General features: G+C 41.8%; 11 protein-coding genes, 14 tRNA genes and 3 rRNA genes. 3 read left to right on the top strand and 25 right to left on the bottom strand.

Features of this window, described 5'->3' with window-relative positions; translation table 11 throughout:
* Positions 1-51 precede the first annotated feature (51 nt).
* A complete protein-coding gene (locus BKP57_RS07240; RefSeq protein WP_050353580.1) occupies positions 52-762 on the top strand; it encodes a CPBP family intramembrane glutamic endopeptidase in 711 nt (236 codons plus the stop codon).
* Between the two features lie 126 nt (positions 763-888).
* Positions 889-1,092 (top strand): YdiK family protein, encoded by a 204-nt coding sequence (locus BKP57_RS07245; protein WP_050353579.1) that lies wholly within the window; start codon positions 889-891, stop codon positions 1,090-1,092.
* 87 nt (positions 1,093-1,179) lie between these two features.
* On the opposite strand, the gene BKP57_RS07250 is transcribed toward BKP57_RS07245, so the two are convergent.
* Positions 1,180-1,833, bottom strand: coding sequence for a redox-sensing transcriptional repressor Rex (locus BKP57_RS07250; protein ID WP_072742391.1), 654 nt, complete (start codon positions 1,831-1,833; stop codon positions 1,180-1,182).
* A 553-nt stretch (positions 1,834-2,386) separates the two neighbouring features.
* Here BKP57_RS07250 and BKP57_RS07255 point away from each other — a divergent pair.
* Complete coding sequence (locus BKP57_RS07255) at positions 2,387-4,315, top strand: ABC-F family ATP-binding cassette domain-containing protein (protein ID WP_050353586.1); 1,929 nt, start codon at positions 2,387-2,389, stop codon at positions 4,313-4,315.
* Positions 4,316-4,429: 114 nt separating this feature from the next.
* On the opposite strand, the gene BKP57_RS07260 is transcribed toward BKP57_RS07255, so the two are convergent.
* From BKP57_RS07260 to BKP57_RS07375, 24 genes are all read right to left on the bottom strand, one after another.
* Positions 4,430-5,605 (bottom strand): FtsW/RodA/SpoVE family cell cycle protein, encoded by a 1,176-nt coding sequence (locus tag BKP57_RS07260; RefSeq protein WP_050353577.1) that lies wholly within the window; start codon positions 5,603-5,605, stop codon positions 4,430-4,432.
* 206 nt (positions 5,606-5,811) lie between these two features.
* The gene (gene tsaD / locus BKP57_RS07265) at positions 5,812-6,822 is read right to left on the bottom strand and encodes a tRNA (adenosine(37)-N6)-threonylcarbamoyltransferase complex transferase subunit TsaD (RefSeq protein WP_050353585.1); all 1,011 of its coding nucleotides are present in this window, start codon (positions 6,820-6,822) and stop codon (positions 5,812-5,814) included.
* Positions 6,819-7,271: a ribosomal protein S18-alanine N-acetyltransferase gene (rimI, locus tag BKP57_RS07270; protein ID WP_050353584.1), complete on the bottom strand. Its 453-nt coding sequence runs from the start codon at positions 7,269-7,271 to the stop codon at positions 6,819-6,821. The genes tsaD and rimI overlap by 4 nt, the downstream gene beginning before the upstream one ends.
* A 7-nt stretch (positions 7,272-7,278) precedes the next feature.
* Positions 7,279-7,974, bottom strand: a complete 696-nt coding sequence (tsaB, locus tag BKP57_RS07275; protein WP_050353576.1) for a tRNA (adenosine(37)-N6)-threonylcarbamoyltransferase complex dimerization subunit type 1 TsaB — start codon at positions 7,972-7,974, stop codon at positions 7,279-7,281.
* 24 nt (positions 7,975-7,998) lie between these two features.
* Positions 7,999-8,448 (bottom strand): tRNA (adenosine(37)-N6)-threonylcarbamoyltransferase complex ATPase subunit type 1 TsaE, encoded by a 450-nt coding sequence (gene tsaE / locus BKP57_RS07280; protein ID WP_050353575.1) that lies wholly within the window; start codon positions 8,446-8,448, stop codon positions 7,999-8,001.
* A gap of 15 nt (positions 8,449-8,463) precedes the next feature.
* Positions 8,464-9,432: a thiamine-phosphate kinase gene (thiL, locus tag BKP57_RS07285; RefSeq protein WP_050353574.1), complete on the bottom strand. Its 969-nt coding sequence runs from the start codon at positions 9,430-9,432 to the stop codon at positions 8,464-8,466.
* A gap of 374 nt (positions 9,433-9,806) precedes the next feature.
* Positions 9,807-9,883 (bottom strand) — tRNA-Asp (locus BKP57_RS07290).
* A 77-nt stretch (positions 9,884-9,960) separates the two neighbouring features.
* Positions 9,961-10,037 (bottom strand) — tRNA-Met (locus BKP57_RS07295).
* Between the two features lie 36 nt (positions 10,038-10,073).
* A 5S ribosomal RNA gene (gene rrf, locus BKP57_RS07300) occupies positions 10,074-10,189 on the bottom strand.
* Positions 10,190-10,348: 159 nt separating this feature from the next.
* Positions 10,349-13,266: ribosomal RNA gene (locus tag BKP57_RS07305) — 23S ribosomal RNA — on the bottom strand.
* A gap of 417 nt (positions 13,267-13,683) precedes the next feature.
* Positions 13,684-15,248, bottom strand: a 16S ribosomal RNA gene (locus tag BKP57_RS07310).
* Together the 16S, 23S and 5S rRNA genes with 14 tRNA genes alongside form the textbook arrangement of a ribosomal RNA operon.
* Before the next feature lie 358 nt (positions 15,249-15,606).
* A tRNA-Ile gene (locus BKP57_RS07315) sits at positions 15,607-15,680 on the bottom strand.
* Between the two features lie 12 nt (positions 15,681-15,692).
* Positions 15,693-15,766 (bottom strand) — tRNA-Gly (locus tag BKP57_RS07320).
* A gap of 16 nt (positions 15,767-15,782) precedes the next feature.
* Positions 15,783-15,859 (bottom strand) — tRNA-Pro (locus tag BKP57_RS07325).
* Positions 15,860-15,864: 5 nt separating this feature from the next.
* Positions 15,865-15,941, bottom strand: a tRNA-Arg gene (locus BKP57_RS07330).
* Positions 15,942-15,967: 26 nt separating this feature from the next.
* Positions 15,968-16,051 (bottom strand) — tRNA-Leu (locus BKP57_RS07335).
* A 156-nt stretch (positions 16,052-16,207) separates the two neighbouring features.
* Positions 16,208-16,289, bottom strand: a tRNA-Leu gene (locus BKP57_RS07340).
* Between the two features lie 16 nt (positions 16,290-16,305).
* Positions 16,306-16,381: transfer RNA gene (locus BKP57_RS07345), tRNA-Lys, on the bottom strand.
* A gap of 124 nt (positions 16,382-16,505) precedes the next feature.
* Positions 16,506-16,580 (bottom strand) — tRNA-Gln (locus tag BKP57_RS07350).
* Positions 16,581-16,584: 4 nt separating this feature from the next.
* A tRNA-Asp gene (locus BKP57_RS07355) sits at positions 16,585-16,661 on the bottom strand.
* 22 nt (positions 16,662-16,683) lie between these two features.
* Positions 16,684-16,755: transfer RNA gene (locus tag BKP57_RS07360), tRNA-Glu, on the bottom strand.
* A 6-nt stretch (positions 16,756-16,761) separates the two neighbouring features.
* Positions 16,762-16,852: transfer RNA gene (locus BKP57_RS07365), tRNA-Ser, on the bottom strand.
* Positions 16,853-16,857: 5 nt separating this feature from the next.
* Positions 16,858-16,932 (bottom strand) — tRNA-Asn (locus BKP57_RS07370).
* A 224-nt stretch (positions 16,933-17,156) separates the two neighbouring features.
* Positions 17,157-17,606 (bottom strand): SprT family protein, encoded by a 450-nt coding sequence (locus BKP57_RS07375; RefSeq protein ID WP_050351145.1) that lies wholly within the window; start codon positions 17,604-17,606, stop codon positions 17,157-17,159.
* Positions 17,607-17,751: the final 145 nt, after the last annotated feature.

Here is a 17,751-nt window from a genome sequence, read left to right on the forward strand (position 1 = left end):
GAAGTATGAATAGAATCTATATGTACACCAAAGAAAAGGAGTCGTTTTATTTTGCCAAAAAGATATTGGTGGGTTATTATTACCTACATTATTACACAGTTTTCTGTCTTTTTAACAGCGAATTTAGTATATAATGCATTTACAGTTTCCAAAGGAGAAGCAATTGTTTATGGATCGATTATCAGTTTTGTATTAGGTCTTATTGTCGTACTGTTCTTGATGAAGCCTGATATGAAGCTAGGATTGCAGCAACGTGATGGTGCTTCTGTTGGAGGGATCATCATCTGGTCACTTTTAGGTGCGTTTATAGCTATATTTAGCCAAGGCATAGCTAACTTTATTCAAACGATGGTATTTGGAGTTGAACCAGGCTCCGAAAACACACAAGGAATCATGGAAATGACTCGAGCTGTCCCTTTATTTATGATCATTCCAATTCTAGCTGCACCCATTTTAGAAGAAATAATTTTTCGCAAAATTATTTTCGGAGGTCTTTATAAACGGACGAACTTTTTTATTGCAGCACTTTTATCTGCAGTTATTTTCGGTTTGATTCACCGTGAACCGCAGCATATTTTAGTTTACGGAACAATGGGGCTCGTGTTTGCTTATTTATATGTGAAAACAAAGCGAATCATCGTTCCCATTTTTGCTCATATGGCAATGAACGGGCTTGTTGTAATTGCACAATACAACATTGATCCCGCAGAACTGGAAAAACAGCTAAATGAACTGCAAACTATTCTCTTTGGTTATTTTTAATTATAGTTAGCGGGAACCAGATACAGCTATGTTCTGGTTCCTGCGCTGTTGTAATAGACAAAGATTTCGATTAATTAAGATTGGACGTAAAATAAGAAAACGTTTTATTGTTGGAGGCTTTAAATTATGAGAGTTTCACCCAAGACAATGGGGATCATCTATCTTATTATGGGAGCATTCTTTACATATGTTGCTATTTTAAGTGTAGACGAGACAATGTGGAATATAACAACGATGGTCTTAGCATTATTTGCTACGCTTGAGACTGGTGTTGGCATCCGTTTACTAGCTATTCACTTTCAGCGCAAACGGAACAACAAGCAGGAATAAGGGGGACACTTCCTTATTCCTGCTTGTTTACTCTAGAAAGCATATAAATTTGTTAGCCCACTGCAGAAAAAGCTATATCCACCTTACTTACTCCTCTTCCTCTTCTTCATCTGTGGTGAGAGGGTAATGTTTTAAGAAATAAACCAATGCTTGTAATTCTACTGCTAAGTCGATATGATGCACTCGAATATTTGGTGGTACAGTAATTCTCGCTGGTGTGAAATTCAATATTCCTTCAACACCCTGTTCAATTAAATGGTCAGCCATACTTTGTGCTTCACTTGCGGGGATAGTTAATATCGCCACTTGAATATCGCCCAATTTATCATCTAATTCCTCAATATGGTACACTGGAACATCACTAATCGTGGTTCCTACTTTTTTAGGGTCGCTGTCAAACGCCATTTTAATTGCTATATTATTGTTTTTCATAAAATTATAATGTAAAAATGCCGTACCTAAATTACCAACACCAATAAGTGCAACATCTGTCGTTTCATCCTGATCCAATGTTTTCCGAAAAAATTCAAGCAAATATTCCACATTGTAACCGTATCCTTTTTTACCTAACGCTCCAAAATACGAGAAATCTCTGCGAATTGTAGCTGAATCAACTTTAACCGCATCGCTGAGTTCTTTTGAAGATACACGCTTTTTTCCTTGATGATTTAAATTGTTTATAAATCGATAATACAGTGGTAAACGCTTTGCAGTCGCTTGAGGTATTTTATTTTGCTCCATCATATTAATTCCTTCCTTTACTTCAATATTGGTTGTTCGTTAAAACATACTATCAACTAATATCTCGGCTCTACCGTTAACATTTTCCTAACAAAATTGTGTATCGCTTACATAAAAAAGCAACAAAAAATACAAAACCAAAGTTCTTATGCTATAGGCAAGGATGCTTCATACTTTAAAATGATTCATTATCTCGATACAAATATCGTCCATTCTAAAACAATGGGCTTTGCGTAAATTTATTCGAATCATTTACACTTCCATATACAAAGAGCCTAATGCACTATTACTCCCTTCCTATCAATTTCTTGTTATTCCTATGTTTAAAAAATGGAAATTAAAGGCAACTTATTCGTCTTTCTTTTTCTTTTTTCATGTAAGCAGGGAAAGGTAGATACCTAAAATAACGTAAAGCTTTTTTATAATATATTTAATCTCTCACTATCTCTCCTTTATTTTAACAGAAATATGGAAATAAGTCGTGACTTAGTTCACAATTATATTGATTGATTTTAGGAAAGTAAGATACACTAGGAGAGATGGGGTGAATATAATGATACTGATGCAAATCAACGGACTCACAAAATCATTTGGTGCTGATAAAATCTTATCAAATATAAAGCTGGAAGTAAAAGACCATGACCGAATAGCAATTGTTGGAAGAAATGGCTCGGGGAAATCTACTTTATTGAAAATAATGGCAGGAGAACTAAGTTACGATCAGGGTGAATTATTCCGACCTAAAGACCTGACAATGGGTTATCTCGCACAACATACGACGCTAGAAACTGAAAAAACGATTTGGCAGGAAATGCTTACTGTGTTTCCTGAATTAAAAAAACAAGAACAACAGCTTCGCTTCATGGAACAGCAAATGGAGCAAGCTACAAACTACAGTCCAGAAGCTTATCAAAAATTATTACATGATTATGACCGCCTACAGCACAGTTATGAACAAAATGGGGGTTATACTTATGAAGCAGATATAAAAGCCGTCTTGAATGGATTGAATTTTCACATGTTTGATTATGACACACCGATTCAAACACTAAGCGGCGGGCAAAAAACAAGGCTTTCATTGGGAAAGCTGTTGTTAAAAAAGCCGCAGTTGCTTATTTTAGACGAACCGACCAACCATTTGGACATTGAAACATTAAACTGGCTTGAAAGTTATCTAAGCAATTATCCCGGGGCTGTAGTTGTTGTATCACACGACCGCTATTTTTTGGATAAAACAGTGTCTATTGTTTATGAAATCTCTCGGCATCAGACAAAACGATACGTGGGAACTTATAGTAAATACTTAGAGCAAAAAGCACTTGATTTTGAAAAAGAATGGAAAGAATATGAAAAGCAACAAACAAAAATTATGAAAATGGAAGACTTTATTCAGCGGAACATTGTACGAGCTTCGACAACGAAGCGAGCCCAAAGCAGACGTAAACAACTGGAAAAAATGGAAATAATAGATAAACCATTAGGTGATGAAGCCTCTGCATCGTTTTCATTTAGGATTAACCGTCGAAGTGGCAATGATGTGCTGAAAATAAACGACTTGTCGTTCCGGTATCCAGGTGAAACAGATTATTTATTTCAACATGTACATCTGCAGATCAACCGAGGAGAAAGAATTGCTCTTGTTGGGCCAAACGGAATTGGTAAAACGACGTTATTAAAAATGGTGACTGGACAACTAAAATCGACTCAAGGAACTATTCAGCTCGGAACCAATGTACAAATCGGCTATTATGATCAGGAACAAGCAAACTTACACTCCTCCAAAACAGTACTTATGGAATTATGGGATGACTACCCAACGACAAATGAGAAAGATATTCGAACCGTACTCGGTAATTTCCTGTTTTCCGGAGATGACGTCTTAAAGACTGTAAATGCTTTAAGTGGTGGTGAAAAAGCGCGATTAGCTTTAGCAAAATTGATGATGCAAAAAGCAAATCTATTAATTCTCGATGAACCTACCAACCATTTAGATATCGATAGTAAAGAAGTATTAGAAGCGGCATTAATCGATTTCCCTGGTACGATCTTATTTGTTTCGCATGACCGTTATTTTATTAATAAAATCGCTGATCAAGTGGCAGAACTGCAAAAATTAAAAACGACGATCTATCTTGGAGATTATGATTATTATTTGGAAAAAAAGGCGGAAGAAGCAGAATTAAAACGATTGAATAAAACACAACAGGATAGTGGCAAAACCTCCTCTGGTGAAAGAAGACTTGATTTTGAACGTGATAAACAAATGCAGCGAGAAGAACGAAAGAAACAAAGGCGAATTGAGGAACTGGAAACAGAAATTGAACAGTTAGAAGGTCAAGTAGAGCGATTGGAAGGCCAGATGGAATTACCAGAAGTATATCAAGATCATGAAAAAGCGTTGGAACTATCGCAAGAGGTAAATCAACATAAACAGAAGATCGATCAATTAATGGAAGAATGGACAATATTGCAGGAAGATTAACTCCCCCACATGACATTTGCTTGTCATGTGGGGGAATTTCAATTTTATATACACGAAGACCGACAATGAATTTTTGTGGATAAAACAGGTGTTATCGTTTCTTATCCACAAGCACTATTTAAATAAATAATCGTTTTGGATAGAGTTTTCCACAGCAATCCGGTAAATCACTCCGAAACCGAGCATCGCTGCCATCACCGAGCTTCCACCATAGCTTACTAAAAGTAGCGGTATTCCTGTTACTGGCATGATTCCTAAAGCCATGCCAATATTTTGAAACACGTGGATAAGCATTAGGCTCATATAGCCAAAACAAGTATACGCAGCAAAGGCAGAGTGTTTATAAATCGAAAGACCAATCATCACCAGTTTGTACAGGAAAATAAAGTACAAAAAGATAACGAGCGCACTGCCGACAAAGCCAAAGCTTTCACCTATAATAGAGAATATAAAGTCAGTTTGCGCTTCGGGAAACGACACTTGCTGATTACCTAACCCTTTGCCAAATAATTGTCCGGAGCCAAGTGCCATAAAGGCCTGATCAAAATGCCATGAGGCATCACTTGCTTCCTGCGTTGGATCAAACCAAGTCAGTATTCGGTCTATTTGGTATTCCTGCTCTTTACCGACCAAATCTTTTGCTAAATCAGGAAACTTAACGATAAAAGCTAACACAGCTCCCAAACCAGATGAAATACTAACAATTAATGTGGTGATAATCTTCCAATTAATACCTGAAAGGATAATAATAACACCAGCTATAAATAGATAAACCATGGACGTACCAAAGTCAGGTTGCTTCATAATCAATAACACCGGAGCAGCTACAATGGCAAGGATTTTAAAGAGCAATTTTAAGTCCGATTTGATTGTCGGTATAACAAATTTTTCTTTATGCTTGTGGATAATTGCTGCCATATAAACGATCGTCGTTATTTTTGTAAATTCAGATGGTTGGATAGTAGCGACCTTCAAATCAAACCAGCTTTTTGCTCCATTTCTCGTTGGTGCAATACTTTCTGGACTAATTATCAACACTAAAAGTACGAACAAACCAAATGCATAAACGTATACACTTGTTTTATAAATCTGTTCCACATCCAAATATTGAATGGCGGCTACAATACCAACTCCAACCGTAAACCAAACTGCCTGCTGTAATAAAAAGTTTTTACCCTCATATTGCTCTAATTGTTGTGCATTATAAATGGCAAGCAGACTAACACATACAAGTAAAATAAAAATTGAAATTAAATCTGTTTGTACAAAATAGGATTGCTTTTTTGACATTGCTGATCACCAAATTTCTACATTTACTCTAATTCTAATTATCCACACCGTAAACATGTTTGCAAGTAGTTAATCGCAAGTTATTATGGAAGTTATTCACAATATCCACAACCAACATAGCATTTATCCACAAAAAATATCCACTAATGTAATATTGCTATAACAATATTTTTCACAGTTATGCACAGGGTTGTGTATAACTTGGGTTACTTTAATGGCATAGAGGCACGAGCGTTTAAGTCCAGTGTAGACCGTTTTCCTTGTGCAAAAGCAATCGCACCAGCAGCTGCAATCATCGCAGCGTTATCTGTACATAAATAAAGTGGGGGAATTTGTAAAGGAATCTTCAAATTTGCAAATTCCTGTTGTAAAGATGACCGAAGCCCTTTGTTTGCAGCGACACCTCCAGCTACTATCACTTGCTTTACGTTATAATGTTTTGCAGCCCGCACTGTTTTAGTTGTTAACACATCTACCACACTCGCTTGAAAGCTAGCTGCAATATCCTCCGGTTTCAACGTCTCCCCACGTTGTTTTGCATTGTGGATTGTATTTGTAACCGACGATTTTAATCCACTAAAGCTGAAGTCGTAGCTTCCCTCTTCCAGCCAAGCACGTGGGAATTCAATCGTTTCTTCTCCCAGCCCTGCTAATCGATCAATTCCTGGTCCGCCTGGGTAAGGTAAATCTAACATCCTAGCAACTTTATCATAAGCTTCTCCAGCTGCATCATCTCTAGTTTCTCCGATTAGTTCATACTCACCATGCGCTTTCATAATCACCAACTCTGTGTGACCACCAGAGACAATCAGTGCAAGTAAAGGAAACTGGAATTCCTGTTGCAGGCGATTTGCATAAATATGCCCAGCAATATGATGTACTCCGATTAATGGCTTGTGCTTTGCAAAAGCCAGCGCTTTTGCCGCATTCACCCCTACCAGAAGCGCGCCTACTAACCCCGGTCCTTCTGTAACAGCTATTGCACTAATCTCATCCCAGGAAACAGCTGCTTGCTCCATCGCTTGCTCTAATACATATGTGATTTGCTCAACATGGTGGCGTGAGGCAATTTCCGGCACAACGCCGCCAAAACGCTTATGGCTTTCAATTTGTGAAGACACGACATTTGCCAAGATTTCCTTGCCATTTTTCACAATTGCAACGGCAGTCTCATCACAACTTGTTTCAATACCTAATATTAATAATTCTTTATTCATTTTATATTCACCCACATTACAATTGCGTCCTCCTGGTTATCTGTATAATAATGCTTACGAATTCCACCTGGGACGAGCCCAAATTTCCGATACAGTTTTTGGGCAACTATATTGGATTGTCTTACTTCTAACGATAAACGACAAACTCCGTGGATCAAGGCATGATGCATCATGTGTTGGAACAAACGCTCACCCAGCTTTTTTCCACGATATGAAGGCAAAATGGCAATATTTGTAATTTGCGCGTCATCAAAAACAATCCATAAACCTGCATATCCTACAATATTTCCGTTATATTCAATTACAAAATAATGAGCATGAGGGTTTTCTGTAAGTTCCTGATAAAAAATCTCCATCGTCCAAGCTGTAGAAAATGACTCCTTTTCTACGCGCATGACAGCATCTATATCTGTTAGAGCCATTTTTCTAATTATTATTTCATTATTCATCACTATGCTAACAACCTTTATTTTTTTCCAACCATTTAGCCTCTGCTTCTGCTAAGCGAAGATAATTTGGACGAAGTGTATGTGTTAGCTCTGGTTGTTTTCCTTTTGCTGCAGCAATTAAGTGCACTCCTCGAAGCAAATGGTCTGGTTCCTCAGGGATGACTGCTAAATCGTCCAGTACTGCCTTAATCTGCTCTTGATGAATCGCTATGTCTGGACTTAAAAATAATACTGGTTGATTCAAACTGCTAAGTTCCTCAAGCAAATCATCCATAGCAAAATTTTCTTCTTTCCGGATAAGTTTCATCGTATTATTATCCCAGCGATAACATCCTGTATACACTAATCCTCTTCTCGCATCAAAAAAAGGGCAGATGACACCATTAAAAAAGCGCCCTTGATATGCCAGTACTTCCAAGCTTGAAACACCAATAACAGGTATGTTTAATGCCCAGGCCATGGATTTAGCGGTAGCCAATCCGATTCGAACCCCTGTATAGGAACCCGGACCTTTTGCAACAATTATTTTTTCCAATTGTTCAGGTTTCATATTAACTTCTTTCATTAGTTGATCAATTGCAGGCATTAAACGTACGGAGTGATTTTTCGCTAAATTGGTAACTATTTCACCTACCACTTTATTATCCCGTTGAATGGCAACAGCTAATACTTGATTAGATGTATCCATTGCAAGTATATTCATGTAAATAACTCCTCATATGTCGAATTAGCTTTTTAATTGCTCTACTACCCACTCGAAATGACTTCCATGTGGGATAAATGTAATTTTCCGCGACTTTTCATCAATAGCGGTGAGTTTAACTTCCAAATACTTTTCTGGTAAAAAAGAACCGATAAACTGCGGCCATTCCACAACTGTAATACCTTCACCATTAAAGTACTCATCAAAACCTATATCTTCTTCACTATTTTCCAAGCGGTACACATCCATATGATAAAAAGGTATTTCTCCTTCATACTCCTTAATTATCGTAAATGTGGGACTCGATACATTTCGTTTCACTCCAAGCCCTGCGGCTATTCCCTTTGTAAAGGTGGTTTTTCCAGTACCAAGATCACCTTCTAGTGTAACGACATCTCCCGGATTTAACAACATAGCCAAATTTTCCCCTAAATGAATTGTCGTATCCTCTGTATTTGTTGTTATCTCATACATTTGCAAACCGTACACCTACTTTAAATGATTATATCCTTGTTTAAGTAATCTTTCCAACTGATGATTTCCTTTTTGTATATAAACATAATTATGATTGGCTTCAAAAAACACCTTACCTATCTGTGTTAGCGGCAAATTTAATTGCTTAGCAAGCGCCACTAATATTTCCCAATTTTTTGGGGCAACTGTCCCGATTAACTCAAAATCTTCTCCACCAAAATACTTCCATTGCTGTTGGTCTTCCTTGGAAAACTGGGAAAAACTATCATGCACTGGAATTGCTTCATCATGCAGTTGAATACTTACCTTCGAAGCTGTAGCAATTTCTGCTGCTTCATTCGCTATCCCGTCACTCACATCATTTAACGCTACACGAATATTTCCAGGTATGCAAGCTGCAAAGGCAACACGGGGTGTTGGCATACGATGACGTTCAATAAAATAAGCAGCATCCTTATATTCCATTTTATTGGTCAAAATATGGTAACCAGCTTGTGAATCGCCTAAGGTCCCTGTGACAAATACAACATCGTCAATCTCTGCATGACCCCTGTAACGGACTTGTTCTTTGGCTACATAGCCCATGACTGTGATTGATAAAACGAGTTCATTCCCAGATACTGTGTCTCCACCAATTAGATCCATACTATAGTGTGTTGCTATCTCTTTCATTCCTTGAAAAATATGTTGCACTTCCTGGCTAGACCAATGACGAGGAATAACAATAGAAGCTAAATAAAACGCTGGCTGTGATCCCATAGCTGCTAGGTCACTAATATTTGCTGCCAAAGCACGATAACCAATATGGAAAGCTGACATCGTGTCTTTTCGAAAATGGATACCTTCTACAAACGTATCCACCGCAGTAACGATATCCATTGTATTTTGACGAAACACAGCTGCATCGTCACCAATGCCTTTTATTAATGAAGATTGTCTATAAGAATTTTGCTTGATCGTATCTATAAACGTAAATTCATCCACTATCCATCACCAAATTTCATACATAACTATATTTATGATAGCAAAAATTGTTGAAAAAAGGAAAAGGAAATACTGGATTTATCGTGAAAAGATATCATTTACTACGATGAAAAGAATACTTTATTTGGCGAAAGTTTTAAAAGTTGTTTTTTCCATGAGGCGTTCTTTACTATCACTAGTATTTGCAACATAAAGTGAACGGTATGTATGAGCATATGAATTATATTCTATATGAATGTAATTCACTTTCATACTTTATAGTAGTTTAGAGGATTGCAGCATTTATGTTCATCACATCTGGATAATATTTTAAAGCAAATAAAAAAACACATGATTTTGTAAACTAAAACCATGTGTGTTAAATTCAATTTATCTGGCGGTCCGGACGGGACTCGAACCCGCGACCTCCTGCGTGACAGGCAGGCATTCTAACCAACTGAACTACCGGACCAAAAAATAAATTTGTTCAACTATTATGTGATCTGTTGAACAAGTTATGTTTAAGATATATTAAAGCAAATAAAAATTTGGTTGCGGGGGCAGGATTTGAACCTACGACCTTTGGGTTATGAGCCCAACGAGCTACCAGACTGCTCCACCCCGCGATATGAAAAATATTTTACTTATAAAAGATAATTATTGCCTGGCGGCGTCCTACTCTTGCAGGGGCAAAGCCCCAACTACCATCGGCGCTGGAGAGCTTAACTTCTGTGTTCGGCATGGGAACAGGTGTGACCTCTCCGCCATTACTACCAGGCAAAGTTGCTATTTGTTATGTTGTGCTAAAAAATAAGCACAAATCTTATTATAAGCGTTTTTGAGAAAAAATCAAGATTTTTGTTGAAAAAAATCGATTCCTGATTTATACCTCGAAAACTAAATAAGAGATCATCCAACGATTCATCTTCCAAAATGGTTAGTTAAGTCCTCGATCGATTAGTATCCGTCAGCTACACGTGTCACCACGCTTCCACCTCGGACCTATCAACCTCATCATCTCTGAGGGATCTTACTCACTTTTAGTGATGGGAAGTCTCATCTTGAGGGGGGCTTCATGCTTAGATGCTTTCAGCACTTATCCCTGCCACACGTAGCTACCCAGCTATGCTCCTGGCGGAACAACTGGTACACCAGCGGTGTGTCCATCCCGGTCCTCTCGTACTAAGGACAGCTCCTCTCAAACCTCCTGCGCCCACGACGGATAGGGACCGAACTGTCTCACGACGTTCTGAACCCAGCTCGCGTACCGCTTTAATGGGCGAACAGCCCAACCCTTGGGACCGACTACAGCCCCAGGATGCGATGAGCCGACATCGAGGTGCCAAACCTCCCCGTCGATGTGAACTCTTGGGGGAGATAAGCCTGTTATCCCCGGGGTAGCTTTTATCCGTTGAGCGATGGCCCTTCCATGCGGAACCACCGGATCACTAAGCCCGACTTTCGTCCCTGCTCGACTTGTAGGTCTCGCAGTCAAGCTCCCTTCTGCCTTTACACTCTGCGAATGATTTCCAACCATTCTGAGGGAACCTTTGGGCGCCTCCGTTACCTTTTGGGAGGCGACCGCCCCAGTCAAACTGCCCGCCTGACACTGTCTCCGGACCGGATCACGGCCCTGGGTTAGAAGGTTCGTACAGCCAGGGTGGTATCCCACGGTTGCCTCCACGTAAGCTAGCGCTCACGCTTCGATGGCTCCCACCTATCCTGTACAAGCTGTACCAACATTCAATATCAGGCTACAGTAAAGCTCCACGGGGTCTTTCCGTCCTGTCGCGGGTAATGCGCATCTTCACGCATAGTATAATTTCACCGGGTCTCTCGTTGAGACAGTGCCCAAGTCGTTGCACCTTTCGTGCGGGTCGGAACTTACCCGACAAGGAATTTCGCTACCTTAGGACCGTTATAGTTACGGCCGCCGTTTACTGGGGCTTCGGTTCTACGCTTCGTGCCGAAGCACTAACGTTTCCCCTTAACCTTCCAGCACCGGGCAGGTGTCAGCCCCTATACTTCGCCTTTCGGCTTCGCAGAGACCTGTGTTTTTGCTAAACAGTCGCTTGGGCCTATTCACTGCGGCTCCTCCTTAAAGGAGCACCCCTTCTCCCGAAGTTACGGGGTCATTTTGCCGAGTTCCTTAACGAGAGTTCTCCCGCTCACCTTAGGATTCTCTCCTCGCCTACCTGTGTCGGTTTGCGGTACGGGCACCTATGAACTTACTAGAGGCTTTTCTTGGCAGTGTGAAATCCGGAACTTCGGTACTCTATTTCCCTCCCCGTCACAGCTTGAAATTATCGGACGGATTTGCCTATCCGACTTTCTCACTGCTTGGGCGCACACATCCATCCGTGCGCATTCCTTATCCTACTGCGTCCCCCCATCGTTCAAACGTTCATGAGGTGGTACAGGAATATCTACCTGTTGTCCATCGCCTACGCCTTTCGGCCTCGGCTTAGGTCCCGACTAACCCTGAGAGGACGAGCCTTCCTCAGGAAACCTTAGGCATTCGGTGAAAGAGATTCTCACTCTTTTTTCGCTACTCATACCGGCATTCTCACTTCAAAGCGCTCCACCAGTCCTCACGATCTGACTTCACTGCACTTTGAACGCTCTCCTACCATTGTTCGTAGAACAATCCGCAGCTTCGGTGATACGTTTAGCCCCGGTACATTTTCGGCGCAGAGTCACTCGACCAGTGAGCTATTACGCACTCTTTAAATGGTGGCTGCTTCTAAGCCAACATCCTGGTTGTCTGGGCAACTCCACATCCTTTTCCACTTAACGTATACTTTGGGACCTTAGCTGGCGGTCTGGGCTGTTTCCCTTTCGACTATGAACCTTATCACCCATAGTCTGACTCCCAAGGATAAGTAGCTGGCATTCGGAGTTTGACTGAATTCGGTAACCCGATGAGGGCCCCTAGTTCAATCAGTGCTCTACCTCCAGTACTCTTTCCTTGAGGCTAGCCCTAAAGCTATTTCGGAGAGAACCAGCTATCTCCGTGTTCGATTGGCATTTCACCCCTACCCACACCTCATCCCCGCATTTTTCAACATACGTGGGTTCGGGCCTCCAGTCAGTGTTACCTGACCTTCACCCTGGACATGGGTAGATCACACGGTTTCGGGTCTACGACCGCATACTATATCGCCCTATTCAGACTCGCTTTCGCTGCGGCTCCGTGTCTTCCACTTAACCTTGCATACGATCGTAACTCGCCGGTCCATTCTACAAAAGGTACGCCGTCACCCATTAACGGGCTTCGACTACTTGTAGGCACACGGTTTCAGGTTCTCTTTCACTCCCCTCCCGGGGTGCTTTTCACCTTTCCCTCACGGTACTGGTTCACTATCGGTCACTAGGGAGTATTTAGCCTTGGGAGATGGTCCTCCCGGATTCCGACGGAATTCCTCGTGTTCCGCCGTACTCAGGATACACTCCGGAGGAGATTCCTTTTCGATTACAGGGCTGTTACCTTCTTTGGCGGATCTTTCCAGATCGCTTCATCTAAAGAATCTCTTGATAACTCCTATGGAGTGTCCTACAACCCCAGAAGGCAAGCCTTCTGGTTTGGGCTGTTTCCGTTTCGCTCGCCGCTACTTGGGAAATCGCATTTGCTTTCTCTTCCTCCGGGTACTGAGATGTTTCAGTTCCCCGGGTATGCCTCTTCTATCCTATGAATTCAGATAAAAGTACTACTCCATTACGAGCAGTGGGTTCCCCCATTCGGAAATTCCCGGATCGACGTCTACTTACGACTCCCCGGGACATATCGGTGTTAGTCCCGTCCTTCTTCGGCTCCTAGTGCCAAGGCATCCACCGTGCGCCCTTATTCACTTAACTAACTTTCTATTTATGAATAAGCATATTACTTTTCAGCTTTTGGTTTTCTAGCTTCAGCTCATAGCAATAGCATGACTTCCTTCCTCTCCATACGATAAGTCAACATCGATTCACTTGCGTTCACCGTGTTCCTTTATCTCCTTCGAGTCAGTCCAGTCTGTACATCGCTACACATTCGCTTCCGCTTTTAGTTTGATGTCGTTGTTACTCTTATTTAGTTTTCAAGGTACAAAGTTTCTACAGGATGTCGTGACTTCTGTGTTCGTCACAGGACGTGACGGATTTTAACAGAAAATCCTTTTATCCTTGAGAGGTATAATTTACTCTCTCAAAACTGAACCAAACAACCAAGTATGTCTTCCGCATAGTCTAGCTTCAACGTTCAAACAACGCCAAAGCTTCCTATCTATTCCTTAGAAAGGAGGTGATCCAGCCGCACCTTCCGATACGGCTACCTTGTTACGACTTCACCCCAATCATTGGTCCCACCTTCGGCGGCTGGCTCCAAAAGGTTACCTCACCGACTTCGGGTGTTACCAACTCTCGTGGTGTGACGGGCGGTGTGTACAAGACCCGGGAACGTATTCACCGCGGCATGCTGATCCGCGATTACTAGCGATTCCGGCTTCATGCAGGCGAGTTGCAGCCTGCAATCCGAACTGAGAATGGTTTTATGGGATTTGCTTGGCCTCGCGGCTTCGCTGCCCTTTGTTCCATCCATTGTAGCACGTGTGTAGCCCAGGTCATAAGGGGCATGATGATTTGACGTCATCCCCACCTTCCTCCGGTTTGTCACCGGCAGTCACCTTAGAGTGCCCAACTAAATGCTGGCAACTAAGATCAAGGGTTGCGCTCGTTGCGGGACTTAACCCAACATCTCACGACACGAGCTGACGACAACCATGCACCACCTGTCACTCTGTCCCCGAAGGGAACTCCCTATCTCTAGGGGCGTCAGAGGATGTCAAGACCTGGTAAGGTTCTTCGCGTTGCTTCGAATTAAACCACATGCTCCACCGCTTGTGCGGGTCCCCGTCAATTCTTTTGAGTTTCAGCCTTGCGGCCGTACTCCCCAGGCGGAGTGCTTAATGCGTTAACTTCAGCACTAAGGGGCGGAAACCCCCTAACACCTAGCACTCATCGTTTACGGCGTGGACTACCAGGGTATCTAATCCTGTTCGCTACCCACGCTTTCGCACCTCAGCGTCAGTTACAGACCAGAGAGTCGCCTTCGCCACTGGTGTTCCTCCACATCTCTACGCATTTCACCGCTACACGTGGAATTCCACTCTCCTCTTCTGTACTCAAGTCCCCCAGTTTCCAATGGCCCTCCACGGTTAAGCCGTGGGCTTTCACATCAGACTTAAAGGACCGCCTGCGCGCGCTTTACGCCCAATAATTCCGGACAACGCTTGCCCCCTACGTATTACCGCGGCTGCTGGCACGTAGTTAGCCGGGGCTTTCTGGTTAGGTACCGTCAAGGTGCCAACCTATTCGAATGGCACTTGTTCTTCCCTAACAACAGAGTTTTACGATCCGAAAACCTTCATCACTCACGCGGCGTTGCTCCGTCAGACTTTCGTCCATTGCGGAAGATTCCCTACTGCTGCCTCCCGTAGGAGTCTGGGCCGTGTCTCAGTCCCAGTGTGGCCGATCACCCTCTCAGGTCGGCTACGCATCGTCGCCTTGGTGAGCTTTTATCTCACCAACTAGCTAATGCGCCGCGGGCCCATCTGTAAGTGACAGCATATGCCGCCTTTCAACATCTCGTCATGCGACGATATGTATCATCCGGTATTAGCCCCGGTTTCCCGGAGTTATCCCAGTCTTACAGGTAGGTTGCCCACGTGTTACTCACCCGTCCGCCGCTCGTTCCACAAGCGTCACCCCCGAAGGAGATCTGCTTGCTTCCCGCGCTCGACTTGCATGTATTAGGCACGCCGCCAGCGTTCGTCCTGAGCCAAGATCAAACTCTCCATAGAAAACTCACTTTTGGTGTTTACAAAAGCGAAGTTGCACTTGTGCAAATAAGTAACGTGTTACTCATTTGCCATAAAAGTTTGTGATGATGAACACCGTTCTTCATCATTCTTAGCTTCTTCCGAGATTGCTCTCGGTCGATTTTTTAAAAGAAAAACAGAGATTGCTTTTCTTGACATACTGGTTGTTTTGTTCAGTTTTCAAAGAGCAAATTTGTTAATTGCTTTTAATGAAGCAACTTTTATATCATACCATCCTCAAAAGAGAATGTCAACAACTTTTTCGAAGAAATTTATTATAAACTATTTCATCAAAACAAACTGCTTACGTTGTTGCAACTTCATTTGCTGTTTCAGCAAATGGGCCTGAGTGGACTTGAACCACCGACCTCACGCTTATCAGGCGTGCGCTCTAACCAACTGAGCTACAGGCCCATAAATCATATATGGAGCGGGTGAAGGGAATCGAACCCTCGTCATCAGCTTGGAAGGCTGAGGTTTTACCATTAAACTACACCCGCTTATAAAACTATCCGATGGTCGGGAAGACAGGATTTGAACCTGCGACCCCATGGTCCCAAACCATGTGCTCTACCAAGCTGAGCTACTTCCCGTATAATGGCGCGCCCGAGAGGAGTCGAACCCCTAACCTTTTGATCCGTAGTCAAACGCTCTATCCAATTGAGCTACGGGCGCTAATGAACAATATAGCTGATTTGAAATGCGGTCGAGAGGACTTGAACCTCCACGGGTTATTCACCCACTAGGCCCTCAACCTAGCGCGTCTGCCATTCCGCCACGACCGCGACTTAAAAAAGTAAAAAATAAAAGGCTGTGTTTGTGTTTCACAGCTTTATCTAAAAGTCTTGATATTATTAATGAGAATAATCATTGGAATCTCGCTAAAAATTTATCATTCGTGACTTCTTTTAAATAAAGCTATTGTTATCTATCTGTAATTATGCGGGTGGAGGGAGTTGAACCCCCACGTCCGAAGACACTAGATCCTAAGTCTAGCGCGTCTGCCAATTCCGCCACACCCGCAATGCAGTATTGTTAATGGTGAGCCATGGAGGATTCGAACCTCCGACCCTCTGATTAAAAGTCAGATGCTCTACCGACTGAGCTAATGGCTCCTATTTATCATTCAAACATTTTAAGTTCTTATAATAGCTTGTATAACCTGATCCTTGGTGAAAGATGCAAGTAACTTCCATTTCTATCATTACTCGCGACTTGTACGTTTTAAGAATCAAAAAATGGCTGGGCTACTAGGATTCGAACCTAGGATACACGGGATCAAAACCCGATGCCTTACCGCTTGGCTATAGCCCAACAATGGCGGTCCGGACGGGACTCGAACCCGCGACCTCCTGCGTGACAGGCAGGCATTCTAACCAACTGAACTACCGGACCCGACCTATTCATTTTTTTAAAATGACCCGTACGGGATTCGAACCCGTGTTACCGCCGTGAAAGGGCGGTGTCTTAACCGCTTGACCAACGGGCCACGAAATGGCGGAGAAGGAGGGATTTGAACCCTCGCGCCGCTTACGCGACCTACACCCTTAGCAGGGGCGCCTCTTCAGCCACTTGAGTACTTCTCCAAGTATGGCTCCACAGGTAGGATTCGAACCTACGACCGATCGGTTAACAGCCGATTGCTCTACCACTGAGCTACTGTGGAATTTTTTTAATCAAGAATAGCAACGAGAAATATAGTACAATAATTTTCGATAAATGTCAATAGGTTAAAACCATTTTATTGTAGGAAATTTTTCTTGTTGCAACTAATATGTAATTGACAGCTTATTTAATTTACCATGAATGACAAAAATCGTCAATAGATTATTCTACTTTCTCTTATTTATTTTGTATTTCACGTATATAAGTCTTTGCCCCCTGTCGTCTCTATAATAAGAATAGCTTTCCTTTACACTTACCACATCTGTACTTTTTTATATCCACCTTCCTCTGTCGTTTAAACGTTTGATTACATGACTCGCAAATATATGTATACTTATGTCTTTGCTGAGAAGGTAACGGAGTGCAATATCTAGGAGAATTAGTTGCACGCATTAATTCTTTAAATGATTTATCTTGATGCTTATACCCTTTTCCTTCAATATGAAGATGGTAATGACAAAGTTCATGTTTAATAATTCCTATAAACTCTGCTTCTCCTGCTTCTTCCAAATATCTTGGATTTAATTCAATAATCTTTTTAACAGGAATATATCTCCCACCTGTTGTCCTTAGTCGATCATTAAATATTACCTTATGCATGAACGGCTTGTTAAAGTAAGTTAAGGATATATCATTTACCCAATGATGGAGTTCTTTATCACTTATTAGCGGCATTTGAAAAACCCCCTCCTTTTTTCACAACATTATCATACACATATTTTTGCACGTAATCAACATCCGCAAATTATTTATAATGATTTTAATTAAATATTGATTTTTGTTTAATTTGTATTATAATATAAGTATCATTTAATTTTAC

It is taken from the genome of Virgibacillus sp. 6R (assembly GCF_001895305.1).
GTDB lineage: Bacteria > Bacillota > Bacilli > Bacillales > Amphibacillaceae > Virgibacillus > Virgibacillus pantothenticus.